At 54.8% G+C, this 24,801-nt stretch carries 21 protein-coding genes and 1 tRNA gene; 10 read left to right on the forward strand and 12 right to left on the reverse strand.

What is annotated here, in order from left to right; all coding sequences use genetic code 11:
• Positions 1-136: 136 nt before the first annotated feature.
• The 3 genes from proB (at position 137) to ACOTY9_RS16915 (ending at position 2,692) form a co-directional block, all read left to right on the forward strand.
• Positions 137-1,240: a glutamate 5-kinase gene (gene proB, locus ACOTY9_RS16905; protein WP_014882684.1), complete on the forward strand. Its 1,104-nt coding sequence runs from the start codon at positions 137-139 to the stop codon at positions 1,238-1,240.
• Positions 1,241-1,251: 11 nt separating this feature from the next.
• On the forward strand, positions 1,252-2,505 hold the full coding sequence (gene proA, locus ACOTY9_RS16910; RefSeq protein WP_348565968.1) for a glutamate-5-semialdehyde dehydrogenase: 1,254 nt from the start codon (positions 1,252-1,254) through the stop codon (positions 2,503-2,505).
• Between the two features lie 111 nt (positions 2,506-2,616).
• Positions 2,617-2,692 (forward strand) — tRNA-Thr (locus ACOTY9_RS16915).
• Between the two features lie 724 nt (positions 2,693-3,416).
• Here the strand turns inward: ACOTY9_RS16915 and ACOTY9_RS16920 are convergent.
• The 8 genes from ACOTY9_RS16920 to ACOTY9_RS16955 all read right to left on the reverse strand — a co-directional run bounded on the left by ACOTY9_RS16920 (position 3,417) and on the right by ACOTY9_RS16955 (position 11,071).
• Positions 3,417-3,767 (reverse strand): hypothetical protein, encoded by a 351-nt coding sequence (locus tag ACOTY9_RS16920; protein WP_348565969.1) that lies wholly within the window; start codon positions 3,765-3,767, stop codon positions 3,417-3,419.
• A 436-nt stretch (positions 3,768-4,203) separates the two neighbouring features.
• Positions 4,204-4,671 (reverse strand): GNAT family N-acetyltransferase, encoded by a 468-nt coding sequence (locus ACOTY9_RS16925; RefSeq protein ID WP_348565970.1) that lies wholly within the window; start codon positions 4,669-4,671, stop codon positions 4,204-4,206.
• Positions 4,672-4,967: 296 nt separating this feature from the next.
• Positions 4,968-5,738, reverse strand: coding sequence for a class I SAM-dependent methyltransferase (locus ACOTY9_RS16930; RefSeq protein WP_348565971.1), 771 nt, complete (start codon positions 5,736-5,738; stop codon positions 4,968-4,970).
• Positions 5,739-5,748: 10 nt separating this feature from the next.
• On the reverse strand, positions 5,749-6,006 hold the full coding sequence (locus ACOTY9_RS16935; RefSeq protein ID WP_014882706.1) for a YjhX family toxin: 258 nt from the start codon (positions 6,004-6,006) through the stop codon (positions 5,749-5,751).
• A gap of 237 nt (positions 6,007-6,243) precedes the next feature.
• Complete coding sequence (locus ACOTY9_RS16940; RefSeq protein ID WP_045269293.1) at positions 6,244-8,181, reverse strand: putative bifunctional diguanylate cyclase/phosphodiesterase; 1,938 nt, start codon at positions 8,179-8,181, stop codon at positions 6,244-6,246.
• 17 nt (positions 8,182-8,198) lie between these two features.
• Entirely contained in the window at positions 8,199-8,693 is a 495-nt protein-coding gene (locus ACOTY9_RS16945) for a molybdopterin-dependent oxidoreductase (RefSeq protein WP_032628721.1), read from the reverse strand.
• 320 nt (positions 8,694-9,013) lie between these two features.
• Positions 9,014-10,231: an L-dopachrome tautomerase-related protein gene (locus ACOTY9_RS16950; protein ID WP_087529060.1), complete on the reverse strand. Its 1,218-nt coding sequence runs from the start codon at positions 10,229-10,231 to the stop codon at positions 9,014-9,016.
• 45 nt (positions 10,232-10,276) lie between these two features.
• Positions 10,277-11,071 carry an SDR family NAD(P)-dependent oxidoreductase gene (locus ACOTY9_RS16955; protein ID WP_023332201.1) on the reverse strand — a complete coding sequence of 265 codons (795 nt, stop codon included), beginning with the start codon at positions 11,069-11,071 and terminating at the stop codon, positions 10,277-10,279.
• 98 nt (positions 11,072-11,169) lie between these two features.
• On the opposite strand from ACOTY9_RS16955, the gene ACOTY9_RS16960 reads away from it, so the two are divergent.
• Entirely contained in the window at positions 11,170-12,069 is a 900-nt protein-coding gene (locus ACOTY9_RS16960) for a LysR family transcriptional regulator (RefSeq protein ID WP_032637378.1), read from the forward strand.
• Between the two features lie 35 nt (positions 12,070-12,104).
• Here ACOTY9_RS16960 and ACOTY9_RS16965 read toward each other — a convergent pair whose 3' ends face one another.
• Positions 12,105-13,889, reverse strand: a complete 1,785-nt coding sequence (locus ACOTY9_RS16965) for a diguanylate cyclase (protein ID WP_087529061.1) — start codon at positions 13,887-13,889, stop codon at positions 12,105-12,107.
• Between the two features lie 118 nt (positions 13,890-14,007).
• Positions 14,008-15,117 carry an AI-2E family transporter gene (locus tag ACOTY9_RS16970; protein ID WP_014882713.1) on the reverse strand — a complete coding sequence of 370 codons (1,110 nt, stop codon included), beginning with the start codon at positions 15,115-15,117 and terminating at the stop codon, positions 14,008-14,010.
• 345 nt (positions 15,118-15,462) lie between these two features.
• On the opposite strand from ACOTY9_RS16970, the gene mmuP reads away from it, so the two are divergent.
• The 6 genes from mmuP to tauD all read left to right on the forward strand — a co-directional run bounded on the left by mmuP (position 15,463) and on the right by tauD (position 21,803).
• Complete coding sequence (gene mmuP / locus ACOTY9_RS16975) at positions 15,463-16,863, forward strand: S-methylmethionine permease (protein ID WP_014882714.1); 1,401 nt, start codon at positions 15,463-15,465, stop codon at positions 16,861-16,863.
• Complete coding sequence (gene mmuM / locus ACOTY9_RS16980) at positions 16,850-17,782, forward strand: homocysteine S-methyltransferase (protein WP_200924907.1); 933 nt, start codon at positions 16,850-16,852, stop codon at positions 17,780-17,782. Before mmuP ends, mmuM begins: the two co-directional genes overlap by 14 nt.
• A gap of 611 nt (positions 17,783-18,393) precedes the next feature.
• Positions 18,394-19,356, forward strand: a complete 963-nt coding sequence (tauA, locus tag ACOTY9_RS16985) for a taurine ABC transporter substrate-binding protein (RefSeq protein WP_200924908.1) — start codon at positions 18,394-18,396, stop codon at positions 19,354-19,356.
• Positions 19,357-19,366: 10 nt separating this feature from the next.
• Entirely contained in the window at positions 19,367-20,134 is a 768-nt protein-coding gene (gene tauB / locus ACOTY9_RS16990) for a taurine ABC transporter ATP-binding subunit (protein ID WP_014882717.1), read from the forward strand.
• A complete protein-coding gene (gene tauC, locus ACOTY9_RS16995; protein ID WP_014882718.1) occupies positions 20,131-20,958 on the forward strand; it encodes a taurine ABC transporter permease TauC in 828 nt (275 codons plus the stop codon). The genes tauB and tauC overlap by 4 nt, the downstream gene beginning before the upstream one ends.
• Positions 20,955-21,803: a taurine dioxygenase gene (gene tauD, locus ACOTY9_RS17000; RefSeq protein ID WP_023332207.1), complete on the forward strand. Its 849-nt coding sequence runs from the start codon at positions 20,955-20,957 to the stop codon at positions 21,801-21,803. The genes tauC and tauD overlap by 4 nt, the downstream gene beginning before the upstream one ends.
• Positions 21,804-21,891: 88 nt before the next feature.
• Here the strand turns inward: tauD and ACOTY9_RS17005 are convergent, their stop codons facing one another.
• Complete coding sequence (locus tag ACOTY9_RS17005) at positions 21,892-23,595, reverse strand: lysophospholipid acyltransferase family protein (protein WP_252070336.1); 1,704 nt, start codon at positions 23,593-23,595, stop codon at positions 21,892-21,894.
• A gap of 72 nt (positions 23,596-23,667) precedes the next feature.
• Entirely contained in the window at positions 23,668-24,642 is a 975-nt protein-coding gene (gene hemB, locus ACOTY9_RS17010) for a porphobilinogen synthase (protein WP_008503294.1), read from the reverse strand.
• Positions 24,643-24,801 lie beyond the last annotated feature (159 nt).

The following is a 24,801-nucleotide window of genomic DNA, read 5'->3' on the forward strand; positions in this document are numbered from 1 at the left end:
AAATTTTGCCGCTACGCTTCCTGATCCCGCGCAACAAAGTGCTTTGTGATGTACTAAGGCAGTTGGCAACCGGGCTGACTCCTGTTAAAACGTTCGTTCGACATTACTTTCCCTTATCGTTGAACGGCAGAGAATCATGAGTGACAGCCAGACGCTGGTGGTAAAACTCGGTACCAGTGTGTTAACAGGCGGATCGCGCCGCCTAAATCGCGCCCACATTGTTGAGCTTGTACGTCAGTGCGCTCAACTGCATGCCGCAGGGCATCGTATTGTGATTGTGACTTCCGGGGCGATTGCCGCCGGGCGTGAACATCTGGGTTACCCCGAACTCCCCGCGACGATCGCCTCTAAACAGCTGCTGGCCGCCGTGGGACAAAGCCGACTCATTCAACTCTGGGAACAGCTGTTCTCTATCTATGGTATTCACGTCGGGCAGATGCTGCTGACGCGCGCGGATATGGAAGACAGAGAGCGCTTCCTGAACGCGCGTGATACCCTGCGCGCGCTGCTGGACAACAACATTGTTCCCGTCATCAACGAAAACGATGCCGTTGCCACCGCTGAAATCAAAGTGGGGGATAACGATAATCTCTCTGCGCTGGCCGCCATTCTGGCTGGAGCTGATAAACTCCTGCTTCTGACCGATCAGCAAGGGCTGTTTACCGCCGATCCGCGCTCCAACCCGGAAGCCGAACTGATCACCGACGTTCATGGCATCGACGATGCGCTGCGTGCCATCGCCGGTGACAGCGTTTCAGGGCTGGGAACCGGTGGCATGGGAACCAAGCTGCAGGCTGCTGACGTGGCGTGCCGTGCCGGTATCGACACCATTATTGCGGCGGGCAGCCGCCCGGGCGTGATTGGTGACGTGATGGAAGGCATCTCTGTCGGCACCCGCTTCCACGCGCAGGAATCCCCGCTGGAAAACCGCAAGCGCTGGATTTTTGGCGCGCCTCCTGCCGGTGAGCTCACCGTTGATGAAGGCGCGACGGCGGCGATTCTGGAACGAGGGAGTTCATTGCTTCCTAAAGGAATTAAAAGCGTGACAGGCAACTTCTCCCGTGGTGAAGTGATCCGCATCCGTAACCTTGAAGGTCGCGACATTGCCCATGGCGTAAGCCGCTATAACAGCGACGCGCTGCGCCGTATTGCGGGCCACCATTCGCAGCAGATCGACGCCATTCTGGGCTATGAATATGGCCCGGTTGCCGTTCACCGCGATGACATGATTATTCGTTAAGGAGCCAGAACATGCTGGAACAAATGGGCGCAGCCGCGAAGGCCGCCTCTTACAAACTGGCGCTCCTTTCCAGCCGTGAGAAAAACCGCGTGCTGGAAAAAATCGCTGATTATCTGGAATCGCAATCCGCTGAGATCCTGCGAGCCAACGAACAAGATTTAGCTGAGGCGCGTGAAAACGGCCTGAGCGAAGCGATGCTCGACCGCCTGGCGCTGACGCCGGCGCGCCTGAAAGGCATCGCTGATGATGTCCGTCAGGTTTGTAATCTGGCTGACCCGGTAGGGCAGGTGATTGACGGTGGGCTGCTTGACAGCGGTTTGCGTCTGGAGCGTCGCCGCGTGCCGCTCGGCGTCATTGGTGTGATTTATGAAGCCCGTCCAAACGTGACGGTTGACGTCGCCTCTCTGTGCCTGAAAACCGGTAACGCTGCCATTCTGCGCGGCGGAAAAGAGACCTGGCGCACCAACGCCGCGACGGTAAACGTCATTCAGCAGGCGCTGGAAGAGTGTGGCTTACCGGCGGGAGCCGTGCAGGCGATCGAGAGCCCAGACCGTGCGCTGGTCAACGAAATGCTGCGCATGGATAAATACATCGACATGCTGATCCCACGCGGTGGCGCAGGTCTGCACAAGCTGTGCCGTGAACAGTCCACTATTCCGGTCATTACAGGCGGGATCGGCGTATGCCATATCGTTGTCGATGACAGCGCAGAGATTGCCCCGGCGCTGAAGATTATCGTTAACGCCAAAACTCAGCGTCCAAGTACCTGTAACACCGTGGAAACGCTGCTGGTGCATCAGGGTATTGCAAATACCTTCCTCCCGGCGCTGAGCAAACAGATGGCGGAGAGCGGCGTAACGCTGCACGCGGATGCCAATGCGCTCACACTGCTCCAGGATGGCCCGGCTAAGGTAGTGCCAGTCAAAGCGGAGCAGTACGATGACGAGTTCCTTTCGCTGGAACTGAACGTGAAGATTGTTAGCGATCTCGATGACGCGATTGCCCACATCCGTGAGCATGGTACCCAGCATTCTGACGCGATCCTGACGCGTACGCTGCGCAATGCCGATCGCTTCGTGAACGAAGTGGACTCCTCTGCGGTGTATGTCAACGCCTCAACGCGCTTCACCGACGGTGGCCAGTTTGGACTTGGCGCAGAAGTGGCGGTCAGCACGCAGAAACTGCACGCGCGCGGCCCTATGGGCCTCGAAGCTCTGACCACGTACAAATGGATCGGCTTCGGTGACGATACAATTCGTGCGTAAATAATCACGGGTGATGCAAAAATAGCCGTTTGATTCAAAAGGGCATTGACGCATCACCCGGTTAGATCTAACCTTTTGCCCCGTGGTTACACTCGTAACCGGCCTCTCAGGGCCGATATAGCTCAGTTGGTAGAGCAGCGCATTCGTAATGCGAAGGTCGTAGGTTCGACTCCTATTATCGGCACCATCTAATAAAATCAATCAGTTAGCGTCAAAAAATATACAGGGTTCTATCTTTCATTATCATCCTTGATAGACGCCTTTGTGTTGTATTGGCTCAAGTCGAGTACAATGTTTTGACCTGGCAGCTACCAGTCCCAGAAGCTGAAAGAGTTGCTGAACTCTCTAAACACATCACTTGAACCCTTGGGTATACGTTCCGCGCTTCGCGCGGTGCTCAATAATGCTACACGTCGAGATGATGTGGGGGAGGATAAAACAGCGTAATGTTGGGCAGACTAACCGGATCGGAAAAGAAACTGGCTCTGCCATGGTTTAGATAGCCGGAGCATAACGCTCACCTGATAAGAGTTAGTGCTAAGGGGTTATCCTCTCTTCGGAAGCGCTACGCACCGTCTTTTCTTATGTGCCTAACAATAATGATCTACACCATTATGACTTTCATTGTAATTTCTCTCAGCTTTACGTTGAGCCCTGGCATATTCAGCGTAGGGGGGAGCATGTAAAAAAGCTAACCAAAAATCAGTTACAAAACGCAACAACCGCAAAATTCACACCCGTAAATTTCTGGCAACACCGGAGGGCAAATCATGGTTAGGGCGCATGAAAGTCAAAGAAGCTGAAATTAAGCTGGCTACAGAGAAGCGAGGAAATTTACCTAAGGGTGAAGGGTCTGTTGCTTTTAGCATATGCCCCCCTTCCTCAACTTTTTTGTGCGTCAGCCGCGATTCTTACACCACAGATGAAATCACCAAGACCAGCCCCAACACTGGTCCCATCAGCCACGTAATCACCTTTAAAAGCCAAACTTCCATCCATATAGAAAATTTTATTTCACCATATCCATTATCACAATCTGTGTTTTTCATACTAATTTTGTAATATTCAACTTTTTTATCTGTTTTTTCATACATGAACAAAGCAGATGAATCACCTTTTACATTTCTGAATGTGCCTTTTTTGACTAAAAAAGCGCCATCTTTATTCGTTGTAACTTCAATCCAATTGCTTGAAGTCTCAGCGAAGGCAACTTGTGTAGCAAAAAGAGCCGACAAGCTCAGTAAAGTGATTTTCTTAACCATATGCGCCATTCCATTTATTTAAGAATTATCTTGATTTTATCCTTGTTTTGGAGAGTGTACAACGATAAGTCAGTATGACATTTAGCTACTGCTGAATTTTTCGTATCCCAAAAAATAAGGGGACATGACCCCCCGGAGCTTACTTCTTCAATTCACCAGTACATTGATACCTCATAGTGACTATTGTTTCCATATATCACCTTGAGGATGGCTGAGAACAAAAAGAAGTTAAACCGCCGAAAGGCTCGGCACAAGAAGATCCCCATGCAGTGCAACTCCGTGCTGCCACTTGAGCACCTTGCCAAACGTTAACTTTAGGTGGTTCAGAAAGCCTTACTATATTCATAGAGTATCCGTGGCGATTCAATGGAAGATACTCACCAAACTTAAGACCAGCTACACCTGGTCTTTTTAATTCTGTAGCGGTCAACTAATCTCAACCCTCTTTTTCCCCACCCGCATAAATATCAGGCCGCGTAATCGTCCAGGCATAGTTTTCCCTGTTAACGGGCTCGTAGCCAAATTTCTCATAAAGCCAGGGCGCGGTGGTAGTAAATAACATGATCCTGCGAAGCGGCTCAAACACGGGGTGACTGTGAATGCATTCCATAACCCATCTTCCAAGCCCTTCACCCTGATAGTCTTCAAGTATATAAACATCGCAAAGGTAGGCGAAGGTTGCATAATCCGTTATCAGACGAGCGAAACCAATCTGGTTTCCATTATGGTAAACGCCAAAGTTAAGACTGTTTTCTATTGAGGAAGAGACTATGTCCAGGCGAATACCTTTTGCCCAGGTTGATCTCGTCAGATATTGATGGATGGCCTGCACATCCAGCTTGTCTCTGTCTGTACTCACCAGGTAGTCATTCTTATACCATTCATAGTTGTCTGAAATACTCACGTTGGCTTCATCCCGGTAGAGAGAGGGAAATCTACCTTATCATTCGACTACCAACTTGTAATGCCTCATTCGTTCAGAACTGGGAACCAGGAGTTGACCAGTCAGGGCGTTTCACAAGGCAAAAAAGCCTTACCGCCCCGGAGGGGGCGGTAAGGGCAGGCGAAAGTGAGGCATTATCCTGGACAACGAAAATTGGTCATCCACTGTTTCTTCAGGCTTCTGCATAAACACGCCATCAGACTATTACCCCGCGGGTTTCGACAACGATTTATACTCAGTGTGATCCGGTTTCCCCTTTAGGCGGTACCGCAAACGTCCTCCTGTCGTGCCATTAACGCAAACACGCCCCAGCCGAGGTATTCCCGCGTGTAGGTCACATGGCGTTCAGGCGCGCTTTTCAGCTCCGCTCGCACCTCCTGCGCAAAGTCATCGTCAGGGTGTTGCTCCAGCCAGCGACGCAGCGTCATCCATTTCGCGGCTTCATATCGGTCCCAGCCTTCCTGGTCGGCCAGCACCATTTCCACCAGGTCATAGCCTTGCCGATCGAAAGAGGCGACGAGGTCGGGCAGGGTGAGAAAGTCTGCGATGGACGAGGCGCCACAGGCCCGAGCCACCTCATCCGTTGCGGGAAGCCGCCGCCAGTAAGGTTCGCCGATGAGCATGATTCCCCCGCGCTTAAGGCTTTGTGCCAGCAGGCTCATTGTTCCGGCGACGCCACCTGCAATCCATGTGGCGCCAATACACGCCGCCACGTCACATTTTTCATCCGCAACGTAACCTGCCGCGTCGTTATGAAAAAATTGAACGCGTTCGGCAACGCCCAGTTCCTCTGCGCGCAGTTTGGCCTGCGTAGTAAAGAGCGGGCTCATGTCGATGCCAGTGCCGGTAATCCCGTGGTCACGTGCCCAGGTGCAAAGCATCTCTCCCGAGCCGCTGCCGAGATCGAGAATGCGCGTGTCTGGCTTCATGCGTAACACGCGGCCCAGCGTGGCGTACTTTTCTGGCGTAAAGGGGTTATGAATGCGGTGTTCGCTTTCGCTGACGGTAAAAATACGTGGGATATCCATATTCCTCTCCTTAACGATTGTCAGGCTGAGCACGAACGTTGTTCAGCCCGGTGGTATTGATGCGGTAGGGCTGACCCTTAACGGATTTGATCAGCTTTTTAGTTTTGAGTTTTTTAAAGACGGCGAGCGTGCAATCAGACAGCAGCAGCCCTTCGCGGCTGTAGCATTCCACGGCGGTGACGCGGCCGGACGTATCGCGGACGTGCACAATACGGCCACCTTTGGCGAGAACGTGTAAGGTACGTTGTTCCTGACGGGATAAATTCATACTGGAAAACCTGTTTAATCATCATGTGCAAAACGTGCAAACACACAGCGGTGCCCGCATTCGATTTCGGCGCATTGATAATCAGTCCGGCCTGAAAGGTCGGGAGCTGATTATCGGATGATGACATTCTCCAGCATCAAAGCCTCGGGTTGAGTTGAAAGGTATTTACGGGGTGAATGGTAACAGCTGGTGAGGGGATGTGAATACCCACGGCTGAAAAGTGTGATCCCGGTGGGATCACGCTGCACCGCTTTTTATTTTTTTGTCGACTTCAGCCTGCGGTTTTCCGAACAGATAGCCCTGCACGAGGTCGCAGCCAAGCGCCTGAAGACGTTCAAGCTGAGCTTCGGTTTCGACACCTTCTGCAATGACCCTCATATTAAGACTCTTCGCCATACCGGCGATCAGCTTAACGATATTCAGCGCATCATCTTGCGTGGAGATGGGATTCACAAAGGATTTATCTATTTTGATTTTATCAAAGTTGAGTTCACTGAGCCGTGAGAGCGATGAATACCCGGTACCGAAATCATCGATCGAAATTCTTACCCCCAGCGATCTGAGCTTTTTGAGAATAGTGACTGGCGTGTTGCTGTCACTGAAGAGTGAAGACTCGGTGACTTCTAACTCAAGGCGATTGGCCGGTAGCCCAGTCTCTTTCAGAATAGACTGCACCATCGCCGTAAAGGATTTCGTGCCTAACTGAACAGGCGAGACGTTCACCGAGATCCGTGCCGGAACCGCCCAGGAAACGGCCTCCCGGCAGGCAAGCTCAAGCACATTTTTACCGATCTCATTGATCATCCCTGTTTTTTCAGCGACAGAGATAAAGTAATCCGGCGACAGTATTCCCTTCTGCGGGTGTATCCAGCGAATAAGCGCTTCATAGCCGTAAATATCATTGCTGAATGCATCGACAATAGGCTGGTAATACACAACAAATTCATGATGATCGAGCGCCAGCGCCATATCATGTTCAAGGGTTCTGCTTTCCTGCAGTTTTTGCAGCATCCACTGACGGAAGACTTTTATCTGCTGCGAGCCCTCTTTTTTGGCTTCGTAGAGGGCGAGATCGGCAAACTTGTAAAGATAATCAGAGCGTCGTTCGTTATCCGATAAAACAATACCCACGCAGGTGGCAATTTTTATCAGCTGGTTATTAATCGTATAGGGCTGGCTGATATGATCGCTGATCTCTTTGGCGCGCGAAACCGCAGCGCTTTCCGTCAGGCCGCTGGAGAGAAGGGCAAACTCGTCGCCACCCAAACGGTAAAACGTATCCGTCGCGCTGCTCATTGAGGTAAGGCGGCGGGAGACCTGGTTCAGCAGTAAATCTCCGGCATCATGACCATAGGTATCGTTGACCTCTTTAAACCGGTCTAAATCAAATAACATTACCGTGACGGGGATATGGTTTTTATCCGCCTGAAGATTAATTTTGTTGAGATCGTCCCAGAAGAAAAGGCGGTTTTTCATACCGGTCAGGGAATCATGATAAACATCATACTCCAGCTTCGCGTTCTGAATCTGCAGCGTTTCTTTTGATATCTGTAGTTCGTCAGCCAGGCTTTTAACCTGCATGTGGGCTTTGAGAATGTTTTTATTCTGGTAGATCATTAAAAAGCCCAGAATAAAGCTTAAGATCACCAGAAGTAATGAAAGTGCGGAGTAAATATAATACAGGATTTGGATTTTTCTGTTTGATTCATTAACTGTATTAATATCTTTTGTTAATGCCGTGGCCGAAAGTTGGCTGAGCGGCGCATCAAGCATATGCATATTTTTCAGGTATGCCTGTAACTCCGAATGGCTCATTTTTTCGAGATTGCCATCCAGATACGCCAGTATTTTCTCTAAACGCGAAGCGAGTTCCTGGTGCATTTTATCGCTGTCAATATAGCGACCTAAATCCCCGCCGTTCATTAAATCGCTCTGGCTTAGCATAATTTCAAGACGCATGCGGACCTGGTCTATCGTAACGTCATCGGTATCGGTTGCGTATAGACCAAGCCATGATTCAAATCGGTAATACTCTGATACCAGTTGAGCCACGGACCAGGACTCGGTGTATTGAGTCAGTTTTTGCAACTCCTGCTGTCGATCGTAAACAAGGAATGCAATATATCCTGTCGTGATAAAAAGAGAAAAAATGATACCAACCAGTATCCTGTTCATTATGTTCTCCTGAACTGCTACTCAATCTTCATTTTGCTAACCTGCCATGCTGAACGCGAATAATAAATTTGATTATTCAACTCAGGAAGACTGTCATAAGGGTAAACAATGAACGACGGGCCTTTGTCGCGGATGCGCATATATTCGCCATTGACCTTTAAGGCAAGTATGGCGTTGTATTTTTTGAAGTCGCTAAGAGGGATGACGGTAGAGTAATCATTGAGCGCAATGACGTTAACGTTAGTACCCTTTGCCCCCACATAATCCATGAGTTTTCTCATTGGGACACCCTCAAACTTAGTACGTCCGTTATACCAGGGCGATGTCGTCTCGAAACTCACCATCCCTAGTTTTTCAAGGCTGGCGAGATCAAACACTGCTTTTCCCTCTTCGTTGGTATTTTCTATATTACCGTAAATCGTCAAAATAGGTTTTCCAACAGGTTTTGGCAGTTCACCTGCCCAGGCTAAAGTTGGCACCAGACAGCACAACAGCATTAAGGTTAATCTCATTTTGACCCCCACTTTTTTAACGAAGTATATGAATTATAATTTAGTTATCACAGTAGTTTACATATTTTGTTGAGTAGCGGTTGTTACTGCACGTTTAGTTTAGTAAAAACCATTAAAAACAATGGGTTGGGTGGTTTTGGGGTAGGGTGTTTGATTTGTGGATGGTGCTACTGAAATTTTGAGACAAACTAACGTTACTTGAATAAGCTCTTTTGCGTTTAAAAAATAATCGTTTTAAATGAGCGTTATTTTCTCACGACACAGATTTTACCTGCCCATCACAGCTAAAAAAGCGCCACCCATGGGGTGGCGCAGCCATATTAGCGAGTGTTCATCGGCGGGTTCGTGTCCTGTCGCAAGCGCCACAGATCGTACCGTTCATGGCCTGGTTTGACCATTCCAGCGAAGTGGTCATTAAGGCTACTTGATGTGAAGATCAGGTCACCGTCCGGGCGAATAGCCGGTGTGTCTGGCCACTTTATGGCTTCATTTGCAGCAATAAGTAACATTTTACGGGTCTTCGGATCATATCTGACAATGCCGTTATGGGTGACATCTGTAATATAGAGGTAGCCTTTTGCATCGGTCACCAAACCGTCAGTATTACCTCCCACCGTGCCCAGATTCTGAATTTGAGCGGCAATCTGCGCATCAGTTGAATCATGTTGCTTCAGCACGGCAGTGGGCACCGCGTATGCATGTGTTCCCGTCGTCACCGTCCAGTACAATGTTTCTGCATCGGGAGACAGCGCAATGCCGTTGATACCAATCAATAGCGGTTTACCTGGCCATACCTCCGCGCCATGGGAAATGACGTTTACCCCCGGTTCAATCTGCAGGGCAGGGTGACTATTCAGCACGCGTCGGGCTGTGCCGGTGGCGAAATCCACGACGATCAGGCCGACACGGTTTTCAGGCGCACTGCGCGACCCGCTGTCGGAAATGTATGCGATACGATGATTCTCATCGACAACGACATCATTAAGGAAACTTGCCTTACGGTCGGCCACGCCGTCCAGGGGGATACGTTTAACCGTTCGGCCCGAGTCGAGATCCAGTACGACCAATTTCTGCGAGCCTGAAGGGGATTCCGTTTCTCCCGCGATGAACCCCATATCCAGCGCCCATAACCAGCCGTTTTTACGATCAACATAAAAGCCGAGCACGTTGCGCAGGTTCTGATCGGGAGCGGAATCAACCGCATTACGCTCGCGGGACGGAAATGCTGTCAGGCGCGCGGGTCCGGACTGAGGATCGGTGTCGAGAATATTCAACGTGGCGGGGGCGCTGGCTGAAATCAGTCGGGGCGTACTGACAAAGGCCCGGCCCTTTGCATCAAAGTGAATGCCTGCTAAGGGGGCATTCACCGACCCGGAAAACACGGCTGGCATTTGCACGTTTTCAGGTTTATCCCAGCTTACGCCTGAGTAGCTGCGCCAGCGCTCAAGAGGCATCTGATCCGCCGCGCTGGCGCAGCTTGCGAAAGAGAACAATGCCGCCATTGCAATGGCGGGGAAAGTACCGATACGGTAGGACATACATGCTCCGGTGATGTGAGTAAGACGCGGTTTCTTAATGCGGTATCAAAGAATGGAGCGGAACGTTCCGCCTTCGACGCGTACCGCAGCCCCGTTTGATGCCGCGCCGAGTGGGCTTGCCAGTAGCGCGACCATAGCGGCTATCTCGTCAGCCTCGATCATTCGCGCGATCAGGGAACTGGGGCGGTAGGTCTGGAAGAAATGCGCTTCAATCTGCTGGTCTGTCATGCCAGGTTCAGGCGCTGTCTGGCGCAGGTAATCAATGATTCCGTCAGAGCGGGTTGCCGATGGCAGTACGCTGTTGACCGTTACGCCGGTACCCTTCGTCAGCTCTGCCATTCCTCGCGATACGGCGAGTTGAGCTGATTTGCTGACGCCGTAATGCACCATGTCTGGCGGAGTGAAAGCGCCAACTTCGCTGGACATAAAAATCACCCGGCCCCAGTTGCGTGCTAGCATGCGTGGGAAGTAATGCCGTGAAAGACGAACGCCTGACATCACGTTAATGTTGAACATGCGTAGCCATTCCTCGTCGGTGATATCAGCGAAAGGGGTGGCTTCATAAAAACCCAGGTTATTGATAAGAATATCGGTATCCGTACAGGCCTTAATCAGCGCTTCTGCACCTTCAGCGTTAGCCAGATCGGCGACAATGGCTGATACCCGGGCCTGGGGAGCTGCCTGAGCAATTTTCGCTACCGCATTGTGCAGTTTTTCCCGATCGCGTCCGGTAATCGTGACGGCAACACCTTCGCGCGCAAGAGTACTGGCGATAGCCAGCCCAATGCCTGCGGTGGCCCCTGTAACAAGTGCTGTCTTACCGTTGAGTTGAAGATCCATCGTTTTTGCCTTTTGGTAACAAGTGCGGCTACTTTACTCATCGCTCAAACGGAGATAAATTAGCGAAAATGAAAAACATTTGTTCCTGAAAGAGCAAAATGAGCAGAAAATTCGATTATCTCGGCGATGTTGAGGTCTTCATTACTGTTGTTGAACATGGCTCCTTTACCGCTGCAGCGGTCGCCCTTTCAACCACGCCCTCAGTGTTGAGTCGTGCGGTCTCCCGTCTTGAAGTGCGTCTTGGACGACAGCTATTGCAACGCACCACACGTCGTGTGGGGCTAACGGAAGCCGGACGGATTTATCTTGAGCAGGCGCGTTCTGCTTTTTCCCTGCTTGATGACGCCGAACGCGATGGCCGGGGGCAGGAGGGGGATCTGACTGGCCGGGTACGGATCAGCGTCCCGACCACCTATGGGCATTATTGTCTGCCGCCCTTGCTGGCCCGCTTTTCCCAACAGTTTCCGCGCGTTCAGGTGGAGCTGAACATTACCAATCGCAATGTCGACCTGATCGCTGAGGGATTCGACCTGGCTATTCGCCTGGGTCAAATGCCTGACAGTGGATTCGTCGCGCGTAAATTGCAGGATGCGGCACTGCTGTTGGTTGCTTCACCCGCTTACCTTCATCGCATGGGAATGCCGCAGACGCTCGATGAACTGCGGCAGCATATGTGCCTGCCTTTTATTATGCCGCGTACCGGCCGTATTGCGCCCTGGGTATTTCGCGTGGATGAGCGGGATGTTGACTGGCAGCCAGATTCAACCATCGAGATTTCAGATGATGTCCTTGGCGTGGTTTCGCTGGCTGAACATGGAATAGGGGTCTGTCAGAGCTACGAATTCATTGTCCGCGAGAAGATACAGCGCGGCCAGTTAGTTGAGATACTTCCGCAACTTCGTGGACGATCGCGACCTTTCTCGCTCATCTATGCGCCCCATCGACGCCAGTCAGCAGCCACACGGGCCATGATTGATCTTCTGGCGTCAGAACAATGACATGAACATCATGCGTCATGAATAAGAGTCTAACCTTAACCCGCTTCCAGCATCCCAAAACTCACAATCCGCGCCCGGCCCAGCTCTTTCGCCCGGTATAAGGCGACATCCGCGGCGCGCAGCAGGTTGTCGCTCTGGGCATGCTCTGGATAGCTGGCAATACCAATCGAGACATCCACCGGCCCAATCTCTGAGAGGCCGTAACGAAGCGACAGCTCACGCACACCGTCATAAATCTTCTGCGCACAGGCATGCGCTTCTGCTTCTCCGGCGCCGGGAAGCAGTACCAGAAATTCCTCCCCCCCGAAGCGAAAGGCCAGCCCGCTGTCATGCCCGGCTCGCTGAACAATCAGCGCCACGCTTTTAATGACCAGGTCTCCGGCCTCATGGCCGAAACGGTCATTAATGCTCTTGAAGTGATCGATGTCGATCATCAGGCAGCTAACCGGTTCATCGTTACGCATGGCTTGTGCCATCTGGGTGTGCAGGGTGTCTTCCAGATGATGGCGATTACGCAGGCCGGTGAGCGGGTCAAACAGGGCTTTTTCCAGTAACGCGTCGCGCAGACGTTGGTTCGCCAGCGCCAGTCCGAGCGCCTCAGCCATCAGTTCAAGATACGGGCGGGAAGGGGCATTGTCCGCGTTGATGTTCTGGAAAGAGAGCAAGCCAATGGCCTCACCCTGGGCGATAAGCGGCACGCACAGCGCGCTGTTCGCCGTCTCTTCCTGCAGGTGATAGCAGGCGATATCCGGCTCACCGTTGACCGGCGGATGGCTCTGACCACGACGCACGGCCCAGCACTCGTCAGGGTGGAACATCGTCTCGTCACCCACCGGCGCAAGCCATTGCGCGACGCAGCGCATCTGCCACGGATCCCGGTCGAGAACGTAGAGTCGGCCAGGGATCCCCGGTGCAATATTGGGCGCAAACAACTCCGCCACGTTAATCACATCGTTTACGTTCTCACATCCCTGCAGCCTCTGGGTCATGCGCGCCAGCAGCTCGCGGATGGCCCAGTCGGCATCGCGCTCTTTTTCCAGACGCTGGCGCGCAAGGCCGTTTTCACGGAAGATGCGGATGGCCTGCGCCATATCGCCGATCTCATCAATCTGGTTGAAGTTGGGCGTTTCCACCGCGTAGTCCTGTGATGCCAGGCGGTGCACCACGTCGCTCAGGCGCACGACCGGACGCAGCACGCGGCGTTTTAATATAAAGCCAAGCACAAACAGGAACAGCAGGGCGGTGAGGCCAACCATCAACTCAGAGGCCGTTCGCAGCGCTTTCGATTTTTTTGTCGCCTCCCGTACGGACGTGATTACACGTTTGTCGAGTATCTGGCGAAAGTGATCGATCTGGTTCTGGGCGCGCTCAAGCTCTTGCTCATAAGAGGCACCATAGAGCAGGGCGATGGCCTGAGCGTCTTCACCCCGCGCCGTGTTCGCCAGGGCCATTTGCTGTTCGTCCTGCAGCTCATCAACGATCTTTAAGCCTTCATGCAGCAGGGCAAGCTCGTCATCCGATGCGCCAGCGTCCTGCAGTTTTTCCAGCTTCAGCTCGATGTGCTTCAGGCTATTCTCTGACTGGTTATACTCTTTGAGGATTTGAGGATCTTTTTTGACGACGTACAGGCGCGCTAAATCGGACTGTACCCAGGCATCAGTTTCAATATTTTCCGTCAGCTCATCAAAACGTTGACGCTGTTCAATGGCCTGACGCTCGGCGGTGTCGGCGCCGGAAGCCAGCAGCATGATAATACCGGACGCAATGGTCAGGCAGACCGTGGCACCATAGGCCCAGTTAGTAATTGTCGCGATTCGCACCTGGTGATCCTTTTACAACTTGAAGAGGATGGCGTTCTTCAGATTATAGAAAACGGCTGATTTAAGGCGAAAAAAAGGCGGCACAGTGCCGCCTGGTGGGGTCTATATCGTCACATCCTTACAAATCTGGAGGGTTTTTTCCCTCTTCAATGAAATCGGCATCCAGCTCTTCAGCATTTCCTTCGTGGTCGCGGCCGGAGAAGAGGTTCCAGCAGGCGATAAACAGCGCGGCAATCAGCGGCCCAATGACAAAGCCATTAATGCCGTACAGCTCCATGCCGCCGAGGGTGGAGATCAGTATCAGATAGTCCGGCATTTTGGTGTCTTTACCCACCAGCAGCGGTCGTAGGATGTTGTCCACCAGCCCGACGACTATCACGAAGAAGCCGACAATGAACAGCCCCTGCCAGATCTGGTGCGTGGCGAACAGGAAGATGGCGGCAGGGACCCAGACAATCGCCGAACCGATGGCAGGTACCAGCGAGAGGAAAGCCATCAGCGCGCCCCAGAGGACGCTGCCGTCGAGGCCCACAATGGCAAACGCAATCCCGCCGAGTATGCCCTGGACCACCGCCACCGCCGCCGTGCCTTTTACCGTGGCACGCGATACGCCGACAAATTTGGCGAACAGGTGTTGTTTGGCGAAATCAGACAGGGGCAGGGAGTCGAGGATCTGGCGCACCAGATACGGTCCGTCTTTCAGCAGGAAGAACAGCAGATAAAGCATGATGCCGAAGCTAATCGCAAAGCCAAACGTACCTTTGCCGATCAGAAACGCGCTACCCGCCAGATACTGCCCGCCCTGCAGCGCAACATCGGAGAGTTTTTTCTGGATCTGCGCCGCGTTGTTCAGGTTGTGATCCGCGAGGAAGCCGCTGGCCCAGTCCGGCAGGTGGTTAAAGATGCTCGCCACCACTTCCGGAAACTGCGTGTTGTTCTCCTGAAGCTTCGTGTACACCACGTTCAGCTCAATGGCGAGTGAGGAGAGGATCACCATCAGCGGAATAAAGACGATCAGGCAGATAATGCCGATGGTCAGCAGCGAGGCCAGCCCGTTGCGATCCCCCAGCGCGGTGCGCAGCTTGTTTTTTACCGGGTTAAAAATCACGGTCAGAATAGCGGCCCACAGTATTGCGGAGAAGTAGGGCGACAGCACGTCGAAGAAGGCCCAGGTCACAAGGGCGAGGATGAAAATAAAGAAACCTTTGGTCAGTCCGTTAAAGCGCATCAGTCATTCCTGGTTACTAAGAAACTGTTCGACTATAGAACTGATTGTGAGAATTACCAACCTTTGCGCCTTACCTGTTCTGTGGACAGTGTTGCGGTATGAATCCACTCTTCACGGATCCCACTTTCGACTGACCGAAGATCGTCTCTTCCCGCACCATGATATACATATCAGCTTGCGGAGGTGCTTATGGCCTGGCGTCCTTTTCTCTATGTCATCCTGACATCCCACCCCAGACTCAGTGCGCGGCGCGCTCGTTTGCGTCTGGTCATCTAGCTTTTTATTAACAATCGCGGTATAACACCTTCTTTGGATGTTTAGATGTCCATACGTATAGAAGGTAATATGCAAACACAACAAGAAAATGGGCAGCTGAAGCGCACCATGAAAACACGCCACCTGATTATGCTCTCGCTGGGCGGCGTGATTGGGACTGGGTTATTTTTTAATACGGGCTATATCATTTCCACGACCGGGGCGGCGGGCACGCTGCTGGCATACCTGATTGGCGCGCTGGTGGTCTGGCTGGTGATGCAGTGTCTTGGTGAGCTTTCCGTGGCGATGCCGGAAACCGGTGCGTTCCACGTTTATGCCGCCCGTTATCTTGGTCCGGCGACGGGCTACACCGTGGCGTGGCTCTACTGGCTCACCTGGACGGTGGCGCTCGGGTCGAGCTTTACCGCCGCCGGGTTCTGCATGCAGTACTGGTTCCCGCAGGTGCCCGTCTGGACGTGGTGCGTGGTCTTCTGCGTGGTGATTTTTGGCCTTAACGTCATCTCCACGCGCTTCTTTGCTGAAGGCGAATTCTGGTTCTCGCTGGTGAAAGTTATCACCATCATCGCCTTTATTATCCTCGGCGGGGCGGCGGTCTTTGGCTTTATCCCGATGCAGGACGGTTCTCCTGCGCCGGGGTTAAGCAACATTACCGCTGAGGGCTGGTTCCCGCACGGTGGCCTGCCGATCCTGATGACCATGGTGGCGGTGAACTTTGCCTTCTCCGGCACCGAACTTATTGGTATCGCGGCGGGCGAAACCCAAAATCCGCACAAGGTCATTCCGGTCGCAATCCGCACCACCATCGCGCGGCTGATTATCTTCTTTATCGGCACCGTGTTTGTACTGGCGGCGCTGATCCCGATGCAGCAGGCGGGCGTGGAAAAGAGCCCGTTCGTGCTGGTGTTTGAGAAGGTCGGTATTCCTTACGCGGCAGATATCTTTAACTTCGTGATCCTGACGGCGATCCTCTCGGCGGCCAACTCCGGGTTGTATGCCTCCGGGCGCATGCTGTGGTCGCTCTCTAACGAAAAAACGTTGCCGCGCTGCTTTGCCCGGGTGAACAAAAATGGCGTGCCGTTGACGGCGCTTTCGGTTTCCATGCTCGGTGGCGTGCTGGCGCTGTTCTCAAGCGTTATCGCCCCGGACACGGTGTTTGTCGCGCTCTCGGCCATTTCCGGCTTTGCGGTGGTGGCGGTCTGGATCAGCATCTGCGCGTCGCACTTCGTTTTCCGTCGCCGACATCTGCAGTCCGGCCAGCCGCTCTCTGCGTTGCAGTATCGTGCGCCGTGGTATCCGCTGGTGCCGGTACTCGGTTTTATTCTCTGCGTGGTTGCCTGTGTCGGCCTGTGGTTTGACCCGAGCCAGCGTATTGCCCTTTATTGCGGGCTTCCGTTTGTCGCCCTGTGTTATGGTGCGTACTACCTGACCCGAAATATGACATCGCAGGAGCCTGAACATGTCGCAGAATAATCCGCTTACCGCCCTTCTCGAAAAACAGCCGTTTGTGGTGCTGGATGGGGCGATGGCAACGGAGCTGGAAGCGCGCGGGTGTAACCTTGCAGACAGCCTCTGGTCTGCCAAAGTGTTGGTAGAAAACCCGGAACTTATCCGCGAAGTGCATCTTGATTATTACCGCGCAGGGGCGCAGGTGGCGATCACTGCCAGCTACCAGGCCACGCCCGCGGGCTTCGCGGCACGCGGGCTGGACGAGGCACAGTCCCGGGCGTTGATTGGCAAAAGCGTGGAACTGGCGCGTAAGGCGCGCGAAGCGTATCTGGCTGAAAACCCGCACGCAGGTACGCTGCTGGTGGCAGGCTCCGTGGGGCCGTACGGCGCGTATCTGGCAGATGGTTCGGAATATCGCGGCGACTACGTGCGCAGCGCCGAGGCGTTTACCGCCTTCCACCGCCCGCGTGTGGAAGCGCTGCTGGATGCGGGGGCTGACCTGCTGGCCTGCGAAACGCTGCCTTCGTTTGGGGAAATTAAGGCGCTGGCGGCGCTTCTGGCCGAGTATCCTCGCGCCCGGGCGTGGTTCTCGTTTACCCTGCGTGATAGCGAGCACCTGAGCGACGGCACGCCGCTGCGTGAGGTGGTCGACGTGCTGGCAAACTCCCCGCACATTGTCGCGCTGGGCATCAACTGCATCGCCCTGGAAAACACCACCGCGGCGTTGAAACATCTGCAAAGCCTGACGGCGATGCCGCTGGTGGTCTACCCGAACTCGGGCGAGCACTATGATGCGGTGACCAAAACCTGGCACCACCACGGCGAAGCGTGCGAGACGCTGGCGGGCTATTTGCCTCAGTGGCTGGCGGCTGGAGCGAAATTAATCGGTGGATGCTGTCGCACCACACCGAAGGATATTGCTGAGCTAAACGCAAAGCGCTGAGGCTCTCATCCTGATCCTTTTCCACGGGGGTGAGGGATCCTTACAAATTAATGGCTGCACAGACGGCCCCCTCTCCCTTGAGGGAGAGGGCTGGGGTGAGGGGGAACATACGGCTGTGGTGGTCATTACGTTCACTTTATGTTCCTTGCTATTCTGTAACGACATGACCGGTGAACGTGCCAGGGTGGCTCAATCGCCACCACCCTGGCGACCCGGGCTCCCGGCGGTAAATCGCCGCTTCGCGGTACCCTCAGCTTATTCCTTCAGGCTATCGGGTCGGGCATGAGCCTGCATCCCTGCAGGCCACGCCCTCTCGGCGCATCCGTGCGCCTCGCCCCGGCCTTACGGAAACGCTTCGGCGATTTACAGCCGGACCAGGGCGCCGCTGTAAGGCATTCATTATTCTGATGCTACATTCATCGCTTCAGGAAAAAATTGCTGGAGATTCCTAAGCCCACAGGGAGAGGGGAAAAAACGAATCGCACAAAACCAACTATCCTTTCCCACTTTTTATCTAAAAACGAATCGTTATGAGCGATGCGTTTTAATTCCTTTATCAAAATTCCCGCGCCGGAAATACTGCCCTCATAACAACAAGGGGAGCAGATACTATGGCAATTTCATCGCGAATCACACTTCTCGGCGCGCTGGCGCTGTGGGCCTTTCAGGCGCAGGCGGTAGACGTCACCGTCGCGTATCAAACCTCTGCGGAACCGGCGAAAGTTGCGCAGGCGGATAACACCTTTGCCAAAGCGAGCGGCGCGAACGTCGACTGGCGCAAGTTCGACAGCGGGGCGTCCGTCGTGCGTGCGTTAGCCTCCGGCGACGTGCAGATCGGCAATATCGGATCCAGCCCGCTGGCGGTCGCGGCCAGCCAGCAGGTGCCGATTGAGGTGTTCCTGCTCGCCTCGCAGCTCGGTAACTCTGAAGCGCTGGTGGTGAAGAAAAACATCACCAAACCGGAAGACCTGATCGGCAAGCGCATCGCCGTGCCGTTTATCTCTACCACCCACTACAGCCTGCTGGCGGCGCTCAAACACTGGGGCATCAAGCCGGGGCAGGTTCAGATTCTTAATCTCCAGCCACCCGCGATAATCGCGGCCTGGCAGCGTGGGGATATTGACGGAGCCTATGTCTGGGCCCCAGCCGTGAACGAACTGGAAAAAGACGGCACCGTGCTGACCGACTCCGAAAAGGTGGGCCAGTGGGGCGCGCCGACGCTCGACGTGTGGGTCGTGCGCAAAGACTTTGCTGAGAAACATCCCGAGGTGGTGAAAGCCTTTGCCAAAAGCGCCCTCGACGCCCAGCAGCCCTATATCAGTAACCCCGATGAATGGCTGAAGCAGCCCGCCAATCTGGAAAAACTCGCCCGACTGAGCGGCGTGCCGGAAGCGGACGTGCCGGGGCTGGTGAAAGGCAATACCTACCTGACCCCTGCGCAGCAGGTGCAGCAGCTGACCGGGCCGGTGAACAAAGCGATTGTCGATACCGCCACCTTCCTGAAAGCGCAGGGCAAAGTGCCCTCGGTAGCGGCGGATTACAGCCAGTACGTCACCGACCGCTTTGTGAAATAAGGAGTCCGCCATGCTGAGCATAACGAACCTGTATGCCGATTACGGCGGCAAACCTGCGCTGGAGGAGATCAACCTGACGCTGGCCAGCGGTGAACTGCTGGTGGTGCTGGGCCCCTCCGGGTGTGGGAAAACTACGCTACTGAATCTGATTGCCGGTTTTGTCCCTTATCAGCGTGGCACCATCCAACTGGAAGGCAAAAAGGTGGAAGGCCCCGGCGCCGAGCGCGGCGTGGTTTTCCAGAATGAAGGTTTGCTCCCCTGGCGCAACGTGCAGGAAAACGTGGCATTTGGGCTACAGCTTGCGGGGGTGAACCGCGAACAGCGGCTGGAAACGGCACGGCAGATGCTGAAAAAAGTGGGTCTCGAAGGGGCGGAAAAACGCTTTATCTGGCAGCTTTCCGGCGGTCAGCGCCAGCGTGTCGGCATTGCCCGTGCGCTGGCGGCAAACCCGCAGCTGTTGCTGCTGGACGAGCCGTTCGGCGCGCTGGACGCCTTCACCCGCGAGCAGATGCAAACCCTGCTGTTGCGTCTCTGGCATGAGACGGGTAAGCAGGTCCTGTTGATCACCCACGACATCGAAGAAGCGGTGTTTATGGCGACCGAGCTGGTGCTGTTATCGCCGGGGCCGGGGCGCGTGGTGGAACGCTTGCCGCTCGAGTTCGCGCGCCGTTATGTCGCCGGAGAACCCGTGCGCAGCATCAAATCCGATCCGCAGTTTATCGACCAGCGTGAGTACATCCTAAGCCGCGTGTTTGACCAACGGGAGGCTTTCTCATGAGCATCGTCTTCAGTGAAAAAACGCGCCGCACGCGTCAGGCGCTACGCTGGCCGTTCTCCCGCCAGCTCACGTTGAGCGTCGGGACGCTGCTGGTGTTACTGGCGGTGTGGTGGCTGGTGGCGGCACTGCAGTGGATCAGCCCGCTGTTTCTGCCGCCGCCGGGACAGGTGCTGGCCAAACTTATTGCCATCGCCGGGCCGCAGGGGTTTATGGATGCCACGCTCTGGCAGCATTTGGGCGCAAGCCTGACGCGCATTCTGGTGGCGCTGCTGGCTGCGGTGATGATCGGCATTCCGGTTGGCATCGCGATGGGCTTAAGCCCGACGGTGCGCGGCATCCTCGATCCGCTGATTGAGCTTTACCGCCCGGTGCCGCCGCTGGCCTATCTGCCGCTGATGGTAATTTGGTTTGGCATCGGTGAAACGTCAAAAATCCTGCTGATCTATCTGGCGATTTTCGCCCCGGTTGCGATGTCGGCGCTGGCGGGCGTCAAAAGTGCCCAGCAGGTGCGGATCCGCGCGGCGCAGTCGCTGGGCGCCAGCCGGACACAGGTGCTGCTGTTCGTGATTTTACCGGGCGCGCTGCCGGAGATCTTAACCGGGCTGCGCATCGGCCTCGGCGTGGGGTGGTCCACGCTGGTGGCGGCAGAGCTGATCGCCGCCACGCGAGGATTAGGGTTTATGGTGCAGTCGGCGGGAGAGTTCCTGGCGACTGACGTGGTGCTGGCTGGGATCGCGGTCATTGCCGCGATCGCCTTCGGATTAGAGCTGGGGCTGCGCGCTCTACAGCGTCGTCTGACGCCCTGGCATGGAGAAATACAATGAGTGAACGTCTGACCATTACCCCGCTGGGGCCGTATATTGGCGCGCAGGTGTCGGGCCTGGATGTAACCCGTCCGCTGAGCGATAACCAGTTCGAGCAGCTGTATCACGCGGTGCTGCGCCATCAGGTGGTGTTCCTGCGCGAGCAGGCGATCACCCCGCAGCAGCAGCGCGCGCTGGCGCTACGCTTTGGCGATCTGCATATCCATCCGGTCTATCCGCATGCGGAAGGGGTGGAGGAGATTATCGTCCTGGATACCCATAACGATAATCCGCCGGATAATGACAACTGGCACACCGATGTGACCTTTATCGAGACGCCGCCCGCAGGGGCGATCCTCGCGGCAAAATTGCTGCCGGAGACCGGAGGCGATACGCTGTGGGCGAGCGGTATTGCGGCTTTCGAGGCGCTGTCCGCACCGTTCCGGACGCTGCTGAGTGGTCTGCGGGCGGAGCACGATTTCAAAAAATCGTTCCAGGAATACAAGTACCGTAAAAGCGAAGAGGAGCATCAGCGCTGGCTGGATGCGGTTGCAAAACATCCTCCGCTGCTGCACCCGGTGGTGCGTACCCATCCGGTCACGGGCAAGCAGGCGTTATTCGTGAACGAAGGGTTTACCACGCGCATTGTGGACGTGACGGAAAAAGAGAGCGAGGCGCTGCTACGCTTCCTGTTTGCGCATATCACCAAACCGGAGTTTCAGGTGCGCTGGCGCTGGCAGGAGAACGATCTCGCGATCTGGGATAACCGCGTGACGCAGCACTATGCCAATGCGGATTATCTGCCGCAGCGTCGGATTATGCAGCGGGCGACGATTTTGGGGGATAAGCCGTTTTATCGCCCTTGATCCTCTAGTACCTGTAGGTCGGGTAAGGCGTAGCCGCCACCCGGCAATTGTGCACCGTTTTTGCCGGGTGGCGCTGCGCTTACCCGGCCTACAAAGAGTGTACCCCTATATACCGCTGATAGCGGTTCGTCTTCAGATAGCACAAATCCACCAGCACCAGCCCGTCTACGCAGTTGTTGAACGCCGGGTCGCTGCCAAAATCAATAAACTGCACGCCACCCGGTTCGCACAGCTCGGAATACTGCTTGTAGAGTGGCGGAATGCCGCAGCCCAGATTGCCGAGCAGGGATTTCAGCTTCGTCAGATCGTCCACGTAATCCACGCCGCCAAACTGTGCCAATACGTCCGGTAACGATGCAGGATAAGGCTGGCGCGACGCGGCCAGCGGATGGCTTGCCGGGAACCACAGACGGTAAAATGCCACCAGCAGATCCCGCGCCGCTGGCGGTAAGCCTCCGGAGATCGAGACCGGGCCAAACAGATAACGGTAGTGCGGATAACGTGCCAGATAAGCCCCAATCCCGGACCAGAGATAATCCAGGCCGCGGCGTCCCCAGTAGCGCGGCTGAATAAAGCTGCGACCCAGTTCAATGCCGTGCTCCAGCACGTCCTGCATTTTATCGTCGTAGTGGAACAGGCTGTAGCTGTACAACCCTTCCGGACCCCGATGCGCAATCTGCTTTGCGGTGGGCATAAAGCGATACGCCCCCACGATCTCCAGATCCTCATCATCCCACAGGATCAGGTGCAGATAATCGTCATCGTAACGGTCGGTGTCCCGGCGCTTGCCGCTCCCTTCCTCCACCGCACGAAACGCAATTTCGCGCAGGCGGCCCAGCTCGCGCAGCAGCGGAGCCTCTTCCTGGCCGTTGCGCTGCCACAGATAGATGAGCTTATCGTCGCCGGTTTTGCCCAGACACTCGGCCTGCGCCAGCGCGCGTTTCAGAGTCGCCCGGTCCTCCGGACGAGCAATGGCGCACTGGGTTTTAAAGACGCCAGGCATTCCCTTGCCAAGACGCATCACGTGCTGACGGCACTGCTCGGCCATCTCACGCGACGAAAGGGTGGCGCTGTGCCAGTGATGCCAGGCGATCTGCTGGCCGATTTTAATCGGCAGCTGGCTATGGCGGCGGCGGAACATCTGCTGCATTAACAGCAGCATCGACAATGTCGGCGACACCAGTGTGCTGGCATAAAAGAGGAGACTATTGTGCGCCTGAATATGCACCGGCAGCAGCGGCGCGCGCAGCTTGCTGGCGAGCTTGATAAAGCCCGGGTGCCATTTTTTATCGTGAATGCCTTTGCGCGTCGGACGTGAAACTTCTCCCGCCGGGAAGAAGATCAGTACGCCCGCATTTTGCAGATGTTGTTCCATCTGCACCAGGGAGGATTTCGCCGTCCTGCCCCCCATATTGTCCACCGGGATAAAGAGTGAACTGAGAGGCTCAAGGTGGGTCAGCATCCGGTTGGTCACGACTTTTACGTCACGGCGTACGCGGGAGACGGCGTACAACAGCGCCAGCCCGTCCAGCGTACCCGTCGGGTGGTTGGCAATAATGACCAGCGGGCCATGTTCGGGGATTTGTTCGAGATCGCGGGCGGAAACGGTGCAGAGAATATCAAGGTGCTCCAGAACTTGCTCCACCATGTCCAGTCCTTTGAGGTGGCGGTGCGCGGCGGCAAACTGCTGGAATTCTTCTTCGTAAAACAGTCTTTTTAACAGACTTTTTTGCCAGGGTGCAGGCCTCGCCTGAGGCCAAAGATCGTCGAGAACGCTATCGAGGCTAAACATGGTTACTCCTCCTGCCGTCTTGCGAAGACAGTAGAAGGAGCAGATGTCGGTTGTATTGCAGTTTGGTGAAGATTAGCGGAGGATTTTTTTCTCAGCCAGATCCAGCGCGAAGTAGCTGAAGATCAGGTCCGCGCCCGCACGTTTGATCGCACCCAGGCTTTCTAGGATCACTTTCTCTTCGTCAATCGCTCCCGCCTGCGCGGCGAATTTGATCATCGCGTACTCGCCGCTCACCTGGTAAGCGCCAAGCGGCAGTTCAGTGCGTTCGCGGATGTCGCGCAGAATATCAAGATACGCGCCAGCCGGTTTGACCATCAGGCAGTCTGCGCCCTGAGCTTCATCCAGCAGGGATTCGCGAATCGCTTCCCGGCGGTTCAGCGGGTTCATCTGATAGGTTTTACGGTCGCCCTTCAGCGCCGTGCCAGCCGCTTCACGGAACGGGCCGTAGAAGGAGGAGGCAAATTTGGTGGAGTAGGACATGATGGCGGTGTCGGTGAAGCCTGCCGCATCCAGCGCCTGACGAATCGCCTGAACCTGTCCATCCATCGCGGCAGAGGGGGCGATGAAATCTGCACCCGCAGCGGCCGCGACCACGGCCTGCTTGCCGAGATTCAGCAGGGTGGCATCGTTATCCACGCCATGATCGCACAGCACGCCGCAGTGGCCGTGAGAGGTGTATTCGCAGAAGCAGGTGTCTGACATGACGACCATTTCCGGCACGGTCTCTTTGCAGATGCGGGACATACGGGCGACAAGGCCATCTTCTTTCCACGCATCGCTGCCGGTGGCGTCGGTATGATGGGAGATGCCAAAGGTCATCACCGAGCGGATCCCCGCGTTGGCGATACGTTCGATCTCGCGCGCCAGATATTTTTCCGGAATGCGCATCACGCCCGGCATGGCTTCGATGGCTTTGTAGTCATCGATCTCTTCTTCAACAAAAATCGGCAACACCAGATCGTTTAAGGTCAGGGTTGTCTCTTCAAACATAGCGCGCAGTGCAGGTGACTTGCGCAGACGGCGGGGACGTGCAATTAAATCGGTCATGGGATGCCTGATGTTTGTGGAACAAAGAGGCCTAGTGTACCTCAAAGTGAAGGCCGTTGTTTTACGAAAGTAGGCTTTTTTCTTTTCTCAAATTGACGGCTGAAGAACCTTTTTTCACTCTACACTCGCGCGGTCTGTTTTTTCAGGAAAAGGGGAATG

The sequence above is a fragment of the Enterobacter cloacae complex sp. SHL012 genome (genome assembly GCF_049237505.1).
Classification (GTDB): domain Bacteria; phylum Pseudomonadota; class Gammaproteobacteria; order Enterobacterales; family Enterobacteriaceae; genus Enterobacter; species Enterobacter kobei.